We start from the raw sequence: 17,000 nt of genomic DNA on the forward strand, positions 1-17,000 counted from the left end.
GGGCCTGGATCATCGCAGGTCGTGGCGAAGCCGGGATTACGCGAGGACACTGGAGGCGAAGCGCCGACCTAGTCCCCCAGGAGCAGTCTGATGGCAGCCGATAAACCGTTCGGGATCGATCCGGAAGAATTCGAGCGCGCGTTGCGGGATGCGGGGATCGATTTCCGTGACCTCATCGGCAAGGCCAGCGGGTATATCGATCGGACCGGCGCGAATACGCTGGCCTCGCTGCTCGGTCAGTTCGTGCAGCCGGAGCGCACGCGGCCGCCGAAACCGGACGCCGAGACCACCGGCGAGACCGGCAGCGGCGTGTGGGTCATCTACAGCATCGATGACGCGGGCGAGGCCAGGATCGAGCAGGTTTTCCCGAGCGAGCTCGAGGCCTTGCGCGCGCACCGCGACAACACCGACGAACGCCGCCGCGTCCGGTTCCTGCCCTACGGTGTCCCGGCGACCGCGCTGGACACGCCCTGACTCCTGTGGCGTCATGAATCACCCGAAGGTGGGTTCCGCCGACGACTGTGCGGGCACGTTTCGTGGTCCGTTGAATCCGGGGCCGGATCCGTTCCTCACGTTCTATGCGGGAAACTACTACCTATCCACCAGTCAGAACGACTCGTTGCAGATCTGGACGGCGTCGTCACTGGCGGATCTGGCTGCGGCGGAACCGATTACGGTGTGGGTCGAGCAGGATCCGTCACGTAATCAGGATATGTGGGCGCCGTCGTTCCATCTGATCGACGGGCATTGGTACTTCTATTACACGGCCGGTGACGGCAGCAACGACAGTCATCGCCTTTACGTATTGCAGTCGGTGGACTCGGATCCGCTCGGCCCGTACGAATTCGTGGGCCAGGTCGGCGATCCGGACGCGTGGGCGATCGATCCGGAATTGCTGTTTCGCTGCGATCGGTACTACCTGCTCTGGGCCGGCCGGAACAACCTGCTGTACATCGCTCCGATGAGCGACCCGGTGACCGTATCGGGACGAGCGGTGTACCTGCCGTCGGCCGGCGGATGCACCGAGGTGCGCGAAGCGCCGGCGATCATCCAGCGCGACGGCACCACCTTTCTGGTCTACTCCACCTGCGACACCGGCAAACCGGACTATCAGCTGTGGATGCACTCGCTCCCGCCTGACGCGGATCCGCTGGTGCCCGCCAATTGGTACCAGCACCCGACCGCTCAGTTCACCCGCAACGACCCGGCCAACGTCTTCGGTCCGGGTTCCAACGGCTTCTTCCAGAGTCCGGACGGCAGCGAGGACTGGCTCGTCTATCACGCCAAGGACACCAGCGAGTACACCTATGACGGGCGGACCACCCGGGCCCAGCAGTTCACCTGGAATGCCGACGGCACACCGGATTTCGGCCGACCGCTGTCGCTGGACACCGATATCGCGCTGCCTTCCGGTGATCCGCAGTCGTCGGGTGGCACCGCCGATCGGGCGTGAACGGCACCGGTCCGCTGGCCGACACGAACCCCTGACTTCGCGAGCCGCAAAACCTACGCTCCCCCAATAGTGCTCGAACTCCGAGAATGTATTGGGGGCAAATTCATGTTCACTGGACGCACGCTATGGGAGTCCAATCAGCCGATCGCCGCGCCCGCGTTGACGGTGTACAACAACAAACTGGTGTTGGTATGGGCGACACAGGGCGGCACCATGTATGCCGCGTCGGGAATGGAAACCGACGGTCGGGTCAATGCGAAACCATTGCCGTCGGACTTCAGTCTGCAGCGCCCGGCGTTGGCTTCGCATGCGCAGACCGGTCTGCTCTACCTCGGCTATACGCGCACCGACGGCAAGATGTGGCTCGCGTGGTCGAATAACGGTGTCGACTATCAGGATCGACGAGAATGGCTGGAGCCGCCGATCGGCGGTCCCGCGATGCAATCCGACAATGTCTCGCTGTGGTTGAGCTACACCGCGCAGCGCAACCTGGTGCTCAGCGCGGTGCAGTCGCAGAATCCACCGTTCAGCTCCTACGGACGGTCGCCCGAACCCGCCGAGCAGAGTATCGATACGCCGGGACTGGTGATTCATCCGTCCAAGGGCGTGCTGCTGGCCTGGACCGGTATGGACAGCGCGAACAATCTGAACGCGCGCTTCATCGGCCTCAACGTCCCGCCCACCAAGGCCACCTTCAGCGATCGACTGATCGGCGGCCCGAATCTGTTCACCCTCGGCGGCCGCTACGTGGCGGGCTATACCGGCAAGAACACCAATATCTACCTGCTGTTCGATATCGACAATCTCAACGAGAACCAAGCGCAGCGTTGGAAATTCGCCGATACCAGCCCCTGGCCGCCCGCGGTCGCGACCATCAACGGCGTCACCTACGTCGCCTGGTTCGGCACCGACGGCCAGAACAAACTCAATTTCGCCGACCTCGGCTCCATGCCGACCATCTACCGCGGCGGCACCGGTTAACTAGCCGTTGCCGTAAACGCGTTCCGGCACAACAAAAACGACTGCGCGCCGGTCGGCGGCCATGACCCGGTCATATTCGTCCCAGTCGTCATGGGTGCCGCCCGCCGCAGTGAACACCTCCCGCAACAAGACCCGCAGCCGCTCGCCATCGATACCCGGCACCTCGTCGTCGGGACCCACGATCCACACCGATCCCTCGACCGCCGCCCAAGCCCACCCGCCCTTGGCGACCACCGTCATCCGCGAACGCACCCGCAGATTATCCAATTTGCGGGTACCACCCCGAATCACCATTCCCACCACCTGCTCCCCCGTCTCCGGATGCGCCAACACCCCCGCATTGACGAGCGAGGACTGCACACTGCCGTCGGCCCGCGAGGTCGAGACAACACAGAGCCCATGATCCCCGGCACACAGCCGAGCAAAGTCCGCGATATCGGTCACAGCCGAAGTCTACGGATCGGTGTGGCGGAATCGGCTCGTTCGGGGACTCGACGTACGGTGCCAACACGGGCACAAGGCACCGCGTTCGGTCAGGAAGGTGGGTGATCGATGATGGATATCCTCGCGGCCCTCACCGCGGTGATCGCATACGGCATCGCCGCGTTCTCTACCGTCGATGCCGGCCGGGGCCACCCGCGGCGCGCCACAGCGGCTTTGGTGATCACGCTGGTCATCGGCGCGACCGCGCTGTGTGTGCTGGCGTCTCCCGACATCCGAGCGGGCATCGTCGCCGGCACGCTCGTCCTGCTGGCGACCCAGCTCGCGCCCGCGAAGTCGCCTTATCGCACCAGGCGGGTCTGACGCCATGCGGGCAATCCTCATCGCAGGGGCCCTGTTGATGGCTCTCGTCGTCGTTGCCGCAGTGAGTAGCGGTGACGACCGCCCCTACAACGCGCGCTTGTACTGGTGCTCAGCGGCATACGCAGCACTGCTGACCGCCCCGCTGATGCCCTCGCTGTCCCGAGCCCTCGCAGCGGCCTGCGGAATCGCGATCGCCACCATCATCCTCGCCCTGCGCTCAACCCCATTCCTGTCCCGCCGCCGCTCCGACGGAACCCGCCGAGTAGGTCACAACGACCTACACTGGCCACCCCGATGGCCCGGCCGGCCGATACCGCGAGTCAATCGCTACGACAAACGCGCACGCGCTGCCGCACGCGAAAAGAACTCGGACAGTTCACAATCCGCCGACGGAGAGCCGTAGCTCACGGAATTCGACGGCGTCACCCCGTAGGGGTTTCGACCTTGTCGGCTCCCGTGGTGATCAGGACATCCGAAAGTCGGTGCAGGGCTGTGGGAATCGCCCAGTAGTAGACCCAGGTGCCGCGGCGCTCGCAGTCGATCAGGCCGGCTGCGCGCAGCACTTTGAGGTGGTGGGAGATGGTGGGTTGGGATAGGTCGAATTGTGGGGTCAGCTCGCAGACGCAGACCTCCTCGCCGGGGCGGGAGGCGATCAATGACAGCAAGCGCAGGCGGACGGGATCGGCCAGCGCCTTGAAGGCGGCCGCCAGCTCGACTGCCGCCTCGACGCCGAGGGGGGCGGCGAGGGTGGTGTTGCAGCAGTCAGTGGAGGCGATCAGCGGCAGGTCCTGGTTAGACACCTATCTATATTGACAGACTTCGATCCAATGGCGCAATCTGTATCGACATTCATCGATACAACCAGGTCGCGTCCATGGGATGCGGCCCGGATTCCACTCAGGGACGTGATGTCATGACAGACCAGCAGCAGACCGAACTCCGCGAGACCGTCCGCACGCGCTATGCGCAGGCAGCGAGAACCGTTACCGCAGGCGGAGTCGCCGAGGATTGTTGCGGGACCGACCCGATCGCCGTGGATCAGATCTTCGGCGCGAGCCTGTACGGGGCGGCGGACCGCGACCAACTCCCGATCCAAGCCGCCGCGGCATCATTGGGCTGTGGCAATCCGACCGCCGTCGCCGAACTGCGGGCAGGCGAACGGGTCCTCGATCTCGGCTCCGGCGGCGGCATCGACGTGCTGCTGTCCGCCCGCCGCGTCGGACCGACCGGCAAGGCGTACGGCCTCGACATGACCGAGGAAATGCTCGCCCTGGCACTCGCGAACAGCAGCGAAGCCGGAGTACACAACGTCGAGTTCCTCAAAGGTAATATCGAGGCGATCCCGTTGCCCGCCAACACTATCGACGTGGTGATCTCCAATTGCGTGATCAACCTGTCGGTCGACAAACCCGCCGTCTTCGCCGAAGTGGCCCGAGTCCTCACCCCCGGTGGTCGCATCGGCATCGCGGACGTCGTCGCCGACGACGAACTGACCCCGCCCGAGCGCGCCGAACGCGGCGACTATGTCGGCTGCATCGCCGGAGCGCTGTCGTTCACCGAATACCGAAACCACCTCGGTACCGCCGGATTCACCGATATCGAGATCACCGCCACCCACGCCGTCGCCGAGGGAATGCACTCCGCGATCATCAAGGCCACCAAACCGTCCGCCGAGATGATCGGATCGGAAGAATTAGCGGACACGTGCTGTGCTCCAGGATGCTGTCCGCCTGAGACATCAACGGCCGGAGCACCTTCGGACAGCTACTGATTCCCCTGAATCAGGTCACGTAATTCGGCGGCGAGTTCGGGTGTGGCGGCAACGATTCCGCTCCAACGGCGGGTCAGGTCGGTGTCGAAAGTGATGGGTCGGTCGAAGGCGTCGATGACGGCGCCGCCGGAGGCCCCGACCAGGATGACGGCGGCGGCGATGTCCATGAGGCGGTGGGTGTCGCTACCCGCGTCGACGAACGCGTCGACGGCGCCGGTCGCGACGAAGGCGGCGTCGAGGGTGCTGCAGCTGAGGATTCGAATGCGGGTGGCCGCCTCGGCAACTCGGGTCCAGGCGGCCCAGTTGCGCGGGTGCGGACGCAGCATCGACACCGCGGCCGTACGCACCGACCGGCAGCCGCTGGTGCGGAACTCGCTGTGCGCGCGTGCGGCCCACCAGCGCTCGTCGGTGTGCAGCCACACGGTCATCGCCTCGGTGAACTCGCCGTCCACGGCCACCGCCGCGCTGAAGCAGGCCAACGGGATTCCGGCGGCGGCGTTGGCGGAGCCGTCGACGGGATCGACGACCAGGGTCACCGCCGATCCGACATCCACCCAACCGCGTTCCTCGGAAAGCACATTCACTCCGGCGGCGCTGGCCGCGGTGATGATGGCGTCCTCGACCAGCACGTCGATGAGCATGGTCGGGGTGCCGTCGGCGCCGTCCATCGTGATGGCGCTCAGTTCGGCGGGTGAGTGGTTCGCGAGCGCGTTCCGATGGGCGAGCACCGCGGCATCGGCCGTCGCGAGCAAGGCCGTATTCGCTTCGGAACCAACAGTATTCGAGAAGATCATGAAACCTCCGGAGACAAGGCGGACTAGGACAGGGCGCGGCGGACCCACATCGCGACACCTTCGACGGCAAGCACCACGGCGAAGACCATCAGCACGATCGTGGTGACGACATCGAACTGCAGGACGCGCGCGGCGTTCATCAGGTAGAAGCCGATGCCGCCCGCGCCGACCACACCGAGCAGCGTCGCGGCGCGAATGTTGACGTCGAGCTGGTAGAACACGTGCGCCGCCAAGGCCGGCGCACACTGGCGCACAGTCGCCGCGAGGAACACCTGCGGCCTGGTCGCACCGGCGGCGGCCACCGCCTGCTGCACGCGCACGTCGGACTCCTCCAGCGAATCCGCGATGAGCTTGCCGAGCAACCCGACCGCGCCGACCGCGAGCGCCAGCGCACCGGCGGGCGCGCCGAGCCCGGTGATGACGATGAAGATGATCGCGAAGATCAGGTCCGGGATGCCGCGCACGACGACGATGACGATCCGGAAGAACCGCGCGATGCCCGGCGTCGGCGCGACGTTGCGGGCCGCGAGCATTCCGATGGGCACCGCGAGCACCAGCCCGAGAAATGTTGCGGCGAGGGCGATTTGGACGGTGACGAGCAGCTGCGCGAACAGTTCGCCGCCGATGCCGCCGGTACTGGGCGGGACGAACAGTCCGAGCGTGGTCCACAGCGTGGAAATGCCGTCGGCCATGCGTGAGACATCGATGCCCGCTCCCCACACCGACGCGACCAGAATCAACGCCGTCAGCCCGAAGTACACAGTGCGACGAAGCCGCCCCGCCGACCACGGCGGACTGATCGGATACGGCTTGTCCGCAGCCGCAACGGGTTCGGCGGGCCCGTTCGACACCCACCCGCCCGTGACACGGTGCCGGAGCTTGCTCCACCACCCGGCTCGCACCGGCGCCTGGGCACCGAGCATCGCGGCGCGCACCGCGCCGGAGATCGTCTCGATCACGACGCACAGCCCGACTATCAACAGCGCCAAGGCGATTCCGCGCCGATAGTCCAGGGTCTTCATGGCCAGCGACAGTTCCATGCCGATACCGCCGACACCGACGTAACCCAGCAGCACCGAGGCCCGCAGGTTGATGTCGAACCGGTGCAGCGCGGTGGCGACGAACGCGGGCATCGCTTGCGGCACAACACCTCCGGTGATCTGCTGCGACCACGTCGCCCCAGCCGCCCGCAGCGCGTCCCGCGGGCCCGCCGCGGTGTCCTCGATCGCGTCGGCGTACATCTTGCCGACCATGCCGACGGAGTGGATGCCCAGCGCCAGGATGCCCGCCGCGGGCCCGAGCCCGAACAGCCGCAAAAACACGATGGCCAAGACGATTTCGGGCAGTGCCCGCGTCACGACGATGACCGCGCGCATACCCCAGCGCAGCCAGCCGTGCCGGTTGGTGTTGCGCGCGGCGGCCAAGGACACCGGCACACTCAACGCGACGCTCAATGCCGTTGCGCAGGTGACGATGGCGAGCGTCTGCCCGGTCATCCGCACGAGCTCGCCGAACGACGGGAAGTCCAGCGGAAAGATCCGGGACACGAAATCGACGGCGTTGCCGATGCTGTCGACGAAGGTAGCGAGATTGAGTTGCAGTGAGGCCACCGACCACAGCGAGGCGATCAACCACACCGTGTACACCAGGATGACGCCGAGCGCGGTCCACGACGGCCGACGCAACGTCGCCGGTTCCTGCGCGCGCACCGGCAGCCGGACAACCGTGGCGTTCATGCGAATTGCGTGGTCGGCGCGGCGACGCTCGAGTAGATCGACCTCGTGTCGTTGCGATCGAGCGCGGAAACCTGCTTGTCGAGCACCACTCGGCCGGCACGCAGGCCGACCAGGCGATGCGCCCAGGACACCGCCAACTCGACCTGATGCAGGCTGCACAGCACGGTCAGGTTGTCTTCGGCGGCGACCTGCGCGATCAACGCCATCACCTGCGACGACGACTCGGGATCGAGCGAAGCCACCGGCTCGTCCGCGAGCAGGATCTTCGGTCGCTGCACCAGCGCCCTGGCCACCGCGACGCGCTGCTGCTGCCCACCGGAGAGGGTGTCGGCCCGCTGAAAGGGGCGGTCCGCCAGACCAACTCGATCGAGCTGCGCCATCGCCGCCAACCGGACCGCCTTCGGGTACATGAACAACCCGATCCGCGGGCCGCGCAACGTACCGAGCGCGCCGGTGCACACGTTCTCCAGCACCGACATGCTGCCGACGAGATGGAACTGCTGGAACACGAAACCCACCCGGCGGCGCAGCGCACGCAACTCCCTGCCGCGCGCGGATCCCATATCCTGGCCGAGCACCGTCACCGTGCCCGCGCTGGGCAGATGCAGTCCGTCGAGCAGCCGCAGCAGCGTCGACTTGCCCGACCCCGACAGCCCGAGCAGCGCGAGCACCTCACCCGGGTACACCTGCAGGGACACGTCGTCGAGCGCGCTGAGCCGCGGACCGAAATCCTTGCGCACGTGGTCGAGGGTGATGGCCGGTCGCAGGATTCGGTCGATGGTCGCGCCCAGCGCGACGTCCGCAGGCACGCCGGTCACGACTGGCAGACCTTCGCCTTGGTGATCTGGCAGACCTTGCGCACGCCGTCGTAGAGCGAATCCTGCACCACCGCATAGCCGTACGCGGACTCGGGCAGCTGACAGCTCTTCTCGTCGGTGCACGTCCCGGCCTTGATCAGCGCGGGCTTGTTGAGCACGTCGCGGAACACGGCGGTGAGCTTGGCCTGCAATTCCGGCGAGAGCGTGCTGCTCATGGCCACCGGGCTCGCGGCGATGGTCTCCGACTTCCACAGCACGCTGATCTCGCCGGGCTTGATCTGATTCTTCTCGATCAGGGTCTTGTCGACGATCGTGTCGTAGGCGAATCCCGCGTCGCACTGTCCGCTCTTGACCGCCAGCACGGACGCGTCGTGGCCACCGGCGAAAACCGGGGTGATGTCCTTGTCCGGATCGACGCCCGCCGCCTTCAGCCCGGCCGACGGGTACAGGTAGCCGGAAGTGGAGGACGGATCGACGAAGCAGACCGTCTTGCCGCGGAAATCGGCCAGGCTCTTGATGTTCGAGCCCGCTTTGACGATGCCGTAGGACAGGTAGCCGGGTGCCGCGCCCGCCTGCTTGATCGGCGCGGCGATCGGAATCGTCGGCACGCCACTGTCTTTCGCGGTGACGTAGGAGAACGGCCCGTAGCCCGCGAGCTGGATCTTGCCCGCGCGCTGGCCCTCGATCACGGCCGCGTAGTCGGTGGCGTTCTGGAATTGCACGGGATGGCCGGTCGACTTCTCGATGGCGTCGGCGACCAGCTTGTACTGCTGCTGCAGGCTCTGCGAATTCTCCGAGGGAATCGAGGCGAATACCAGCGTCTGCGGATCTGCCGATTTTCCGGCGTCGGTCTTGACGGCGCTGCTACCGCAGCCGGCCAGCGCGAGCACGGCGACCGCCGCGAGCGCGGCCGCCGCGAGCGAAGGGCGAATCTTGCTACCCATGAAGTCTTCTCCTTCATACCCCGAGATCCGGGGCCGTGCAGAGGGGGCGGGCGAGACCGCACCGCACGGTCGAGCGTCCGCGACCACCGTGTCCCCCGCTCCAACCGTCAGTGAATCGCTGCGAAACGACCAGCGGCTGATGGCGTGAGTTGTTCACGATGACGCGGACCACCCGACCTCGACTTCAGTGCGCCCGCAGCACCGATCGCACGACCGGACAACGATGTTCGAGGCTGATCAGCACCAGGTCCGCGCGCTGACCGGCGGCCAGCTCACCGCGATCGGACAACCCGACCGCGGCGGCCGGGCCGCTGGTGATCAGCGCGACCGCAGCGGGCAGCGGCATCGTCGCGGTGTCGGCGAGCGTGAACGCGGCCCCGAGCAGCGACGAGGGCAGATAGTCCGACGCCAGCGCCGTCACCAGGCCGAGCCCGGCCAGCGCCGCCGCGGACACGTTCCCCGAATGCGAACCGCCGCGCAGAATGTTGGGTCCACCCATCACCACCGACATCCCGCGGGCCCGCGCCTCGCGCGCCGCCTCCTCGGTGGTCGGGAATTCGGCGACATTGCCGCCGCGCCGGGCCAGGTCGGCGATCTCCACCGCGGATTCCGGATCGTGGCCGAAGATCCGCACCCGGCCCGTCTCCGCCTGCCCGGCAAGCCAGTTCATCGACTCCTCACGGACGCCGATGTTGCCCTGCCGGTCCCGGATGAGCTCGTCCACGGCGGCCCGCGCCTGGTCCGCGGTCATCCCGCGCATGCCGACCATGTACTTCTCGTAGAACGTGCGATCGGCGTACTGCCCGATTCCGGGGGTGTGGTCCTCGTGCGAAATGATCGCTTGCACGTCACGCCCGATCCGGCCCGCGGCGACCTGCTGCTCGAAATGAGCCTGCAGTGCGGCAAGCCCCGCCGCCGAACGCACATCGAGCCGGTATAGCACCCGGTGGTCGACCAGCCTGCTGCCGTTCTCGCTCCAATCCGCGATCGCCGCACACATCTGCAACGCGGCGTCCACACTGCGCCGATCTTTTGCCGACTCCTGATCGGAGAACGACGCGCCATGAAAGACCGTCGTCACCCCGGCGGCCCGCAACTTGCCCTCGAACGACATCATCGAAAACGGCCACGGCAGTTCCGCGCCCGGCCGCGGCATCCGCTCGCGCTCGAGTCCGTCGGAATGCACGTCGACCAGGCCGGGGGTACAGATGAGCCCGCCGCCGTCGACGTCGACCATGCTGCCGCGCCGAGCCGGACCGACCTCGATGATTCGGCCGTCGCGGACCACGATTCGCGCGTCGTCGAGCACCTGGTCGGCCAGCACGGCGCGCACGTGCCCGAGCACATAGTCGCGCGGTGCCTGCGGTAACGACCAGGCGCGGGGTTGTTCCAGAGTGTTCGTCATGCGGCTGCTCCTAAAACCTCGGCTGGGGTGCCCTGCTGGGCGATCCGGCCGTCACTGAATCGAATTACCCGCGAGGCAAGCTGCCTGATCGCGGCTAGATCGTGGAACACCGCCAGGACCGCAACACCACGCGCGGACAGCGAGGCGATGAGTTCCAGGGCTCGTTCCCGATTGCTCGGATCGAGGGCGGAGACGGGTTCGTCGAGCAGCAACAGCCGGGGCGGATGCACGGTGCCCGCAGCGATGTTCACCCGTTGCCGCTCGCCACCGGACAGGACGCCACAGTCAACATCCCACAGCGCCTCGTCCAGGGCCAGCCTGCGCAGTGACTCGACGGCCGCGGTCCGTGCGTCGGCCCGGTCGAGTCCGCGTCGACGGCCCGCTGCCGCAACGACTTCCAGCGGGCCAGTGCGTGGCGGTGCCGAAAGGAACTGGGAGACATAGCCGAGTTCCCGACCGCGCAGCCTCGCCATCTCACGGTCACCGAGGGTGGTGAGCTCCACCGGCCCGGTGTCGGTGCCGAGGGTGACGGTGCCCGCGTCGGGCAGGTAGCTGCGGTGCACGCAGCGCAGCAGGCTCGATTTGCCCGCGCCGCTCGGCCCGGCCAGCGCGACGTGCTCACCCGCGCCGACATCGAGGTCGACGCCGCGCAACGAGATCACGGTGCGGCCGTCGATGGTGTGCAAGGTGAACGTCTTGTGCAGTCCACGGACGGAAAGCACTGGGGTGGAAGGAGTTCGATCGTTCATGGTCACCTCCGTTGTCACGGTCGGATCACCTGCGCGCGGACGCGACGAGGCGCTGGGTGTAGGGGTGGTGCGGGTCTTGGAACAGCTGATCGGTGAGGCCGGATTCGACCACCCGGCCGACGTTCATCACGAGGCAGCGATCGGTGAGGGCCTCGATGACGGCGAAGTCGTGGCTGACCACCACGGCCGCGGTGTCGCGTTCGGCGAGCAGCTTGCGCAGCAGGTCGAGCACGCCGGCGGCGACGGAGGCGTCGAGGCCGGTGGTCGGCTCGTCCAGCAGCAGCACCCGCGGGTCGGTGGCCAGGGCCTTGGCGATCTGCACCCGCTGGCGCATGCCGCCGGAGAACGTGTGCACGGCGTCGTCCATCCGATCGAGCGGCACCTCCACCTGCTCCAGCAGGTAGGCGGCGCGGTCGCGGATCTCGTGGTAGTTGCGCCACCCGGCGGCGGTGAGCCGTTCGGCGATATTGCCGCCCGCGGAGACGCGCATCGTCAGGCCGTCGGCCGGGTTCTGGTGGACCAGGCCGAGTGTGTCGATGCGCAGTGCGCGCCGCGCGGCCGCGTCGAGCCCGAAGACGTCGGTGCGGCCGTCGCCGACAGTGGTGAGGAACATCGTTCCCGCCGTGGCGGTTTCCTCGCCGACCAGGCAGCGCAGCACGGTCGACTTGCCGGACCCGGACTCGCCGATCAGTCCGAGCGCCTCGCCCGGTGCCACATCGAAGCTGACGTCCCAGGCCGCGACGACGGCACCGGTGCGCGGGCTGATCGCGGTGCCGGTCTCGGGACCGGTCCCGGGCACCGCCGCCGCTCCCCCTGGCCCGTGCACCTTGCCGACGCCGCAGGCCGCCAGGGTCCAGCCCTCGGGGGTCGCGGGGACCGGGCGGACGGCGAGTGGCACCGCATCGCGGCGAACCGCGTTGGCGGCGGCACGAACTCGGCGCGCCGGGTCAGGCAGGAAGCGCAGCGGCGCGTGCGCGGTGTGCGCCGGGGCATCCACGTCCTGGTCGAGAGTTCTTGTGCACCATTCGATGTCACTGCACGACTGGCGTCCGCCCGGCGCCTCGACCAGGAAGGTGTCCGTCGAACCGCATCGGGCGCAGCGCTGTCCGGCGTCGCCCTCCACCTCAAAGGGCACATCGTCGAACGTCAACGGCCGGACCGAGGTGTACGGCGGCACCGCGAAGATCCGCTTCTCGCGACCGGCGCCGAACAGCGACAGATGCGGAGAGTCGTTGAGGCGCGGCACATCCCAGCGCGGGATCGGCGTGGTGATCATGACATAGCGGTCGTCGACGAGCACCGGGTAGCCCGTCGTCTTGGTGATCACGCCGTTGCGGACGAGATCCTCATACAGGCTCACCCAGATCATCGAATAGTCGGCCTCGGCATGCATTCTGGCGCACTCGCGCACCGAAGTCTCCACGCCGCGTAGCGGTTCCGCCACCGGGACCTGCAATACCAGCGTCTGGCCCTCGACCAGCGGCTCCTCCGGGATTCGGTGCCTGGTCTGCACCACGGTGCACTCGCGGGTGTCCTGAGTTTGCGAGCAGTGTTCGCTGGCCACGATCAGCCTGCGCAGGTTGGTCGCGTTGACGCCGTCGTCGTCACCCTGGTCGATGACCTTGACGGTGTCGGCGGGACCGAGCAGGCCCAGGGTTACCTGCAGTCCGCCGGAACCCCAGCCGCGGGCCACCGGCATCTCCCTGGAGCCGAACGGCACCTGGTAGCCGGGGATGCAGACCGCGGCCAAGGTGGCGCGGCGGATCTCTCGTTTGGAGCCCTCGTCGAGGATGCCGGGCCGGATCGCGGCGGCCTCGAGCTCGCCGAAAATCCCTGAGATGGTGGATGTTCGGGTATCGGTAATGGTCATCAGCAGGTCCTTCCGATAGCGTCCGCGGCCCGGTCAGCCGGGTCACCGTCGATGTCGCGCACCGCACGCTTACGGTCGATCATCGAACGGAACGTGACGTAGTGCGGCAGCTTGAGGTGTTCGAGGAAACCACAGGAATCCAGGCCGTCCGTGGTCAGCAGCAGCACCTGCTCGAGTCCGTCGGCATCGCCGAAGCGACGCCACGCGATATCGAGGTTCGCCATGGCGATGGCTTTGCGTTCGTTGTGCCCGAAGCAGAGTCCGTAGCCGACGTCGAACCGGCTGCGGTCCTCCTCCGGTCCGTCCAGATCCTCGATGGCCTCGCATTCAGAGGCGCGAATGTAGCCGAGCAGCACGGGATTTCCGGTGTGCGGGTGGGCGACACGCAGCGGCAGCCTGCCGTGCCGGACCTCACCGAGGGTGACCTCGTGCAGGTTGCCCTCGGGTCCGCGGATGGAGCGGTACCAGGTGCTGATCAGCGAACCGGTCTCCGCGCGCGCCATGCTGGCCAGGATGGCCGAGCGGGGTGCGGGCGGACGGGCCGGATGTCTGGTGATGTCGAACGGGTCCGGGTCCGGTGCGTCCGCCGCCGGGCGGTTGTCGACCAGCAGGTCCATCTCGCGCAGCATGTCGGAGAATCGGCGCGGATGCCGTTGTCCGTCAGCGCGTTCGGCGACCGCCGGTGGGTCCGATTCGACGACGACCGGGGCCGGTTGTGCGTCGCGGTCGAGCATGCGACCGGTGTAATCGCTGGTGCGGCCGAGCAACTGCGGTCCGTCCGGCGTGCGGTGCGCAGGCACGATACGGCGCAGCACCAGCATCTCGTCGGGGTCGATCGGTTCGCTCACGGCCAGCCGCGGCAGGGTCGACTGGTGTGCGCGCACCAGGTGGGTGGCCTCGATGACATCGCCCTCCGCCTGGCGCAGTGCGTCCGCGGCGGTGTCCTCGTCGTACAGTCCGCCTTCGCCCATCACCCGATCAACGGCCAGCCGCATCCGGCCGGTGATCTGCTCCGTGGTCAACCATGGTGCGGGGTCGTGGTTTCGGGCACCGTGCACCAAGGACTCGGCGGCGAGGATGGCGTCCAGACCGCCGCGTGCTCCCGAATATCCCATCTCAGTTGGCCTTTCCGGTGTCGACGACGGTGGAACGCGGGATCCCGACCAATCCGCCGTCGGAATCGATCAGCAACAGGTCGATTCCGGCCGGGAACCCGGCGACGAGCCGTTCGCGCACTACCCACAGCTCGGAATCGATTCCCGCCGGGGCGAATTCGATCGGCGCACGCACGCCCGGACCGGTCAGCCGCACGCTGGTCCCGCCGCTCAGCGCGCCCACCGCGCAGATCACCGTCGCCCCCGATTCCGGGCTGAGTGCGGTGCCGACGGCGACGTCGCCGAGCTCGGTCGCAGTGAGCGGGCGTAGTGCGGTGACGTATTTCGCGGTCTGCAGAGTGGCAGCAGGTGCACTGGTGGCCACCGCGACCACGGTGTCCCAGCCCTCGTCCTCGAGCAGATGGATGCCGGTCTCGAGGTCGGCCAGGGAAAGGACCGGTAGCAACGCGGGCGGAAAATCGGTCTGAGGCAAGGTCACTGCGATTCCCGGACGGGCGAACGCGTCGAGCACGGCGCGAAAGACGCGTTGCGTCTGGTCCGGTCGCAGTGCCGCGCCGAGAGCGGTCACACTCATTTAGGTCAGCTCCTCGAATTGCACGATGGTGGGGGCCAATTGGATCCATTCGCCGCTCTCGGCCAGGCGCTGGTCGGCGTCGACGCGTGCGCACAGTCCCAGCACTCGCTCGCGCTGCGGGCGCTCAGCGTCGACCTCGGCCGCGCAGACGGCGGCGGCGAGCGTGGCCCTGCGGTTGTCGCCCATCCGCATGGCCCAGCCTCGGGTTCCGCCGAGCAGCACCTCGGCCCGGCAGGCCAGGACGGCGCCGAGGAAGAAGCGGTCGTGCGCGATCGGCTCGCGCACCTGCGCGGCGACCGAGCCGACCTCGGGCGCGGTGAGCACGGCGAATTCGACGCCGTCGGCCAGGCACGTATCGGCCAGTTCGACGAGGTCACGCTCCGGCGCCGCGGCGAGCAGCTCAGCGACGCGTTCGCGACTGTAGGTGGGGAAACTCACTGCTGGACAACCTCTTTCATCTCGTTAGCGGAATTGGCGGGATCCGGGGAGCCGATCTCCATCACGACGCGCACCGCATCACCGCGCATCCACGACTTGCTGTAGGTGAGTGGCTTGCCGGTGTCGGCGTCCCGGTTGACCGACTCGACCACCCAGACCGGGGCGGCCGTGATCAGCTGCAACCGCTGCTGTACCTCGGGTGTCGGAATGTCGGAGGCGACCCGGCACCAGGACCGGACCGCGCGCACATGACCCATTTGCCGGAGCACCTCGTCGAGCGACTCCTCGACCCGCATGCCCGCAGCCAGATCCGGAACAGCCTCGTAGACAACCCATTCCGACCCGCACGCGGCGACGACGTCGTTGATGAAGCTCAATCGGAGCATGTGATGCGCGACCGTGCCGTCGGCGACCTCCAACCGTTGCGCGCACTCCGCCGGGAGCGGGGCGAGCGCCCACTCGAGGACAACGGAGCGCGGCTCAGCACCGGCCGCCAGCACCGTGCGATGCCAGGACGGCCGCCGGTCGCTGGAGATGACATAGTCGATTCGTTCGCTGACGAAGGTGCCGGACCCGCGCACCCGCCGCACCCGCAGTCGGCGCTCCAATTCCTGCACCGCGGCGCGGGCGGCGGCCCGGCTGACGCCGAAACGCGCCATCAGGGTGTGCTCGCTGTCGAGCCGAGTGCCAGGACGTAGGCCCGCGATCTCGCATTCCAGCTCGTCCGCGATCGCTCGGTACCGCTGCTCTGTCATGACACGACAATGACCGCACGGGTTGTACGGACAACTGCACCGTAGGTAACCGTGGCGGAAACTCCACTGAACGCGCGGGCAAGTTGTCTGGAGAACGCGCGGTGCCGCTCTGGCTACGCCGGGGCCGCTGGTCTGCGCGCCCACACCGCCGATGGCACGCGTTATTGTCGATCTTGGAATCGAAGGAGGGACCGATGGTGTCGATCGAGATACTTCCCGCGGCAGCGGCCGACGATGCCGCGCTGGTGGCGGATCTGAGCGAACTGATCAACCGCGTCTACACGGTGGCCGAAGCGGGCATCTGGTGCGACGATTACCATCGCACAACGCCTTCCGAGCTGGCAGCACTGATCACGGCGGGCGAGATCGTCGCCGCTCGCGGTTCGGACGACCGGATCACCGGCGCCGTGCGCGTGCAGCAACTAGGCGACGGCATCGGCGAATTCGGCATGCTGGTGTGCGCCCCCGACCAGCGCGGCACCGGAATCGGCCGGGCGCTGGTGAATTTCGCCGAGCAATGGTGCGCCGAACAGGGCGCCGAAACAGTTCAGCTGGAACTTCTGGTACCGCGCGGTTGGACGCACTCGGTCAAGGAGTCACTGCGCAACTGGTACCTGCGCCTCGGCTACAACCTCGAGCGCAAAGGTGAACTGGAGCAAGACTATCCACACCTGGTCCCGCTACTCGCCACCCCGTGCGATTTCCTGATCTTCCATAAGCAACTGCGTTGACGGTGCAGAATTCACGGTGCACCAGCACCGCCATACACAGGACGAAAGTACTTACGGCAGTA

General features: G+C 67.3%; 19 protein-coding genes. 6 read left to right on the top strand and 13 right to left on the bottom strand.

Annotation, left to right across the window (positions count from 1 at the left end; all coding sequences use genetic code 11):
• The first annotated feature begins 90 nt into the window (after positions 1-90).
• The 3 genes from ACFWF1_RS30550 (at position 91) to ACFWF1_RS30560 (ending at position 2,434) form a co-directional block, all read left to right on the top strand.
• Positions 91-474, top strand: a complete 384-nt coding sequence (locus ACFWF1_RS30550; protein ID WP_357387302.1) for a hypothetical protein — start codon at positions 91-93, stop codon at positions 472-474.
• A gap of 13 nt (positions 475-487) precedes the next feature.
• On the top strand, positions 488-1,453 hold the full coding sequence (locus tag ACFWF1_RS30555; protein ID WP_379281430.1) for a family 43 glycosylhydrolase: 966 nt from the start codon (positions 488-490) through the stop codon (positions 1,451-1,453).
• Positions 1,454-1,558: 105 nt separating this feature from the next.
• A complete protein-coding gene (locus ACFWF1_RS30560) occupies positions 1,559-2,434 on the top strand; it encodes a hypothetical protein (RefSeq protein ID WP_379281429.1) in 876 nt (291 codons plus the stop codon).
• Here the strand turns inward: ACFWF1_RS30560 and ACFWF1_RS30565 are convergent, their stop codons facing one another.
• The gene (locus ACFWF1_RS30565; RefSeq protein ID WP_379281428.1) at positions 2,435-2,878 is read right to left on the bottom strand and encodes a pyridoxamine 5'-phosphate oxidase; all 444 of its coding nucleotides are present in this window, start codon (positions 2,876-2,878) and stop codon (positions 2,435-2,437) included.
• Between the two features lie 108 nt (positions 2,879-2,986).
• Between ACFWF1_RS30565 and ACFWF1_RS30570 the strand changes: the two genes are divergently transcribed.
• A complete protein-coding gene (locus ACFWF1_RS30570; protein ID WP_379281427.1) occupies positions 2,987-3,238 on the top strand; it encodes a hypothetical protein in 252 nt (83 codons plus the stop codon).
• Positions 3,239-3,660: 422 nt separating this feature from the next.
• Here the strand turns inward: ACFWF1_RS30570 and ACFWF1_RS30575 are convergent, their stop codons facing one another.
• Complete coding sequence (locus ACFWF1_RS30575) at positions 3,661-4,038, bottom strand: ArsR/SmtB family transcription factor (RefSeq protein ID WP_379281426.1); 378 nt, start codon at positions 4,036-4,038, stop codon at positions 3,661-3,663.
• Positions 4,039-4,151: 113 nt separating this feature from the next.
• Between ACFWF1_RS30575 and arsM the strand changes: the two genes are divergently transcribed.
• On the top strand, positions 4,152-5,009 hold the full coding sequence (gene arsM, locus ACFWF1_RS30580; protein ID WP_379281425.1) for an arsenite methyltransferase: 858 nt from the start codon (positions 4,152-4,154) through the stop codon (positions 5,007-5,009).
• On the opposite strand, the gene ACFWF1_RS30585 is transcribed toward arsM, so the two are convergent.
• From ACFWF1_RS30585 to ACFWF1_RS30635, 11 genes are all read right to left on the bottom strand, one after another.
• The gene (locus ACFWF1_RS30585) at positions 5,003-5,803 is read right to left on the bottom strand and encodes an inositol monophosphatase family protein (protein ID WP_379281424.1); all 801 of its coding nucleotides are present in this window, start codon (positions 5,801-5,803) and stop codon (positions 5,003-5,005) included. The two genes, arsM and ACFWF1_RS30585, sit on opposite strands and share 7 nt — an antisense overlap.
• Before the next feature lie 23 nt (positions 5,804-5,826).
• The gene (phnE, locus tag ACFWF1_RS30590; RefSeq protein WP_379281423.1) at positions 5,827-7,539 is read right to left on the bottom strand and encodes a phosphonate ABC transporter, permease protein PhnE; all 1,713 of its coding nucleotides are present in this window, start codon (positions 7,537-7,539) and stop codon (positions 5,827-5,829) included.
• Positions 7,536-8,348, bottom strand: coding sequence for a phosphonate ABC transporter ATP-binding protein (gene phnC / locus ACFWF1_RS30595; protein ID WP_379281785.1), 813 nt, complete (start codon positions 8,346-8,348; stop codon positions 7,536-7,538). The genes phnE and phnC overlap by 4 nt, the downstream gene beginning before the upstream one ends.
• A gap of 5 nt (positions 8,349-8,353) precedes the next feature.
• Positions 8,354-9,301, bottom strand: a complete 948-nt coding sequence (locus tag ACFWF1_RS30600) for a phosphate/phosphite/phosphonate ABC transporter substrate-binding protein (RefSeq protein WP_379281422.1) — start codon at positions 9,299-9,301, stop codon at positions 8,354-8,356.
• 184 nt (positions 9,302-9,485) lie between these two features.
• Positions 9,486-10,706 (bottom strand): alpha-D-ribose 1-methylphosphonate 5-triphosphate diphosphatase, encoded by a 1,221-nt coding sequence (locus ACFWF1_RS30605; protein ID WP_379281421.1) that lies wholly within the window; start codon positions 10,704-10,706, stop codon positions 9,486-9,488.
• Entirely contained in the window at positions 10,703-11,455 is a 753-nt protein-coding gene (locus tag ACFWF1_RS30610; RefSeq protein WP_379281420.1) for a phosphonate C-P lyase system protein PhnL, read from the bottom strand. The genes ACFWF1_RS30605 and ACFWF1_RS30610 overlap by 4 nt, the downstream gene beginning before the upstream one ends.
• A gap of 25 nt (positions 11,456-11,480) precedes the next feature.
• Complete coding sequence (locus tag ACFWF1_RS30615; protein WP_379281419.1) at positions 11,481-13,325, bottom strand: alpha-D-ribose 1-methylphosphonate 5-phosphate C-P-lyase PhnJ; 1,845 nt, start codon at positions 13,323-13,325, stop codon at positions 11,481-11,483.
• Positions 13,325-14,440 carry a carbon-phosphorus lyase complex subunit PhnI gene (locus ACFWF1_RS30620; RefSeq protein WP_379281418.1) on the bottom strand — a complete coding sequence of 372 codons (1,116 nt, stop codon included), beginning with the start codon at positions 14,438-14,440 and terminating at the stop codon, positions 13,325-13,327. The genes ACFWF1_RS30615 and ACFWF1_RS30620 overlap by 1 nt, the downstream gene beginning before the upstream one ends.
• Before the next feature lies 1 nt (position 14,441).
• Positions 14,442-15,014, bottom strand: coding sequence for a phosphonate C-P lyase system protein PhnH (gene phnH, locus ACFWF1_RS30625; RefSeq protein WP_379281417.1), 573 nt, complete (start codon positions 15,012-15,014; stop codon positions 14,442-14,444).
• Positions 15,015-15,452, bottom strand: coding sequence for a phosphonate C-P lyase system protein PhnG (locus ACFWF1_RS30630; RefSeq protein ID WP_379281416.1), 438 nt, complete (start codon positions 15,450-15,452; stop codon positions 15,015-15,017).
• On the bottom strand, positions 15,449-16,207 hold the full coding sequence (locus ACFWF1_RS30635; protein ID WP_379281415.1) for a GntR family transcriptional regulator: 759 nt from the start codon (positions 16,205-16,207) through the stop codon (positions 15,449-15,451). The genes ACFWF1_RS30630 and ACFWF1_RS30635 overlap by 4 nt, the downstream gene beginning before the upstream one ends.
• Before the next feature lie 194 nt (positions 16,208-16,401).
• On the opposite strand from ACFWF1_RS30635, the gene ACFWF1_RS30640 reads away from it, so the two are divergent.
• Positions 16,402-16,938, top strand: coding sequence for a GNAT family N-acetyltransferase (locus ACFWF1_RS30640; protein ID WP_379281414.1), 537 nt, complete (start codon positions 16,402-16,404; stop codon positions 16,936-16,938).
• Positions 16,939-17,000 lie beyond the last annotated feature (62 nt).

This window comes from Nocardia sp. NPDC060255 (genome assembly GCF_042727395.1).
In the GTDB taxonomy this organism is placed as follows: Bacteria; Actinomycetota; Actinomycetes; order Mycobacteriales; family Mycobacteriaceae; genus Nocardia.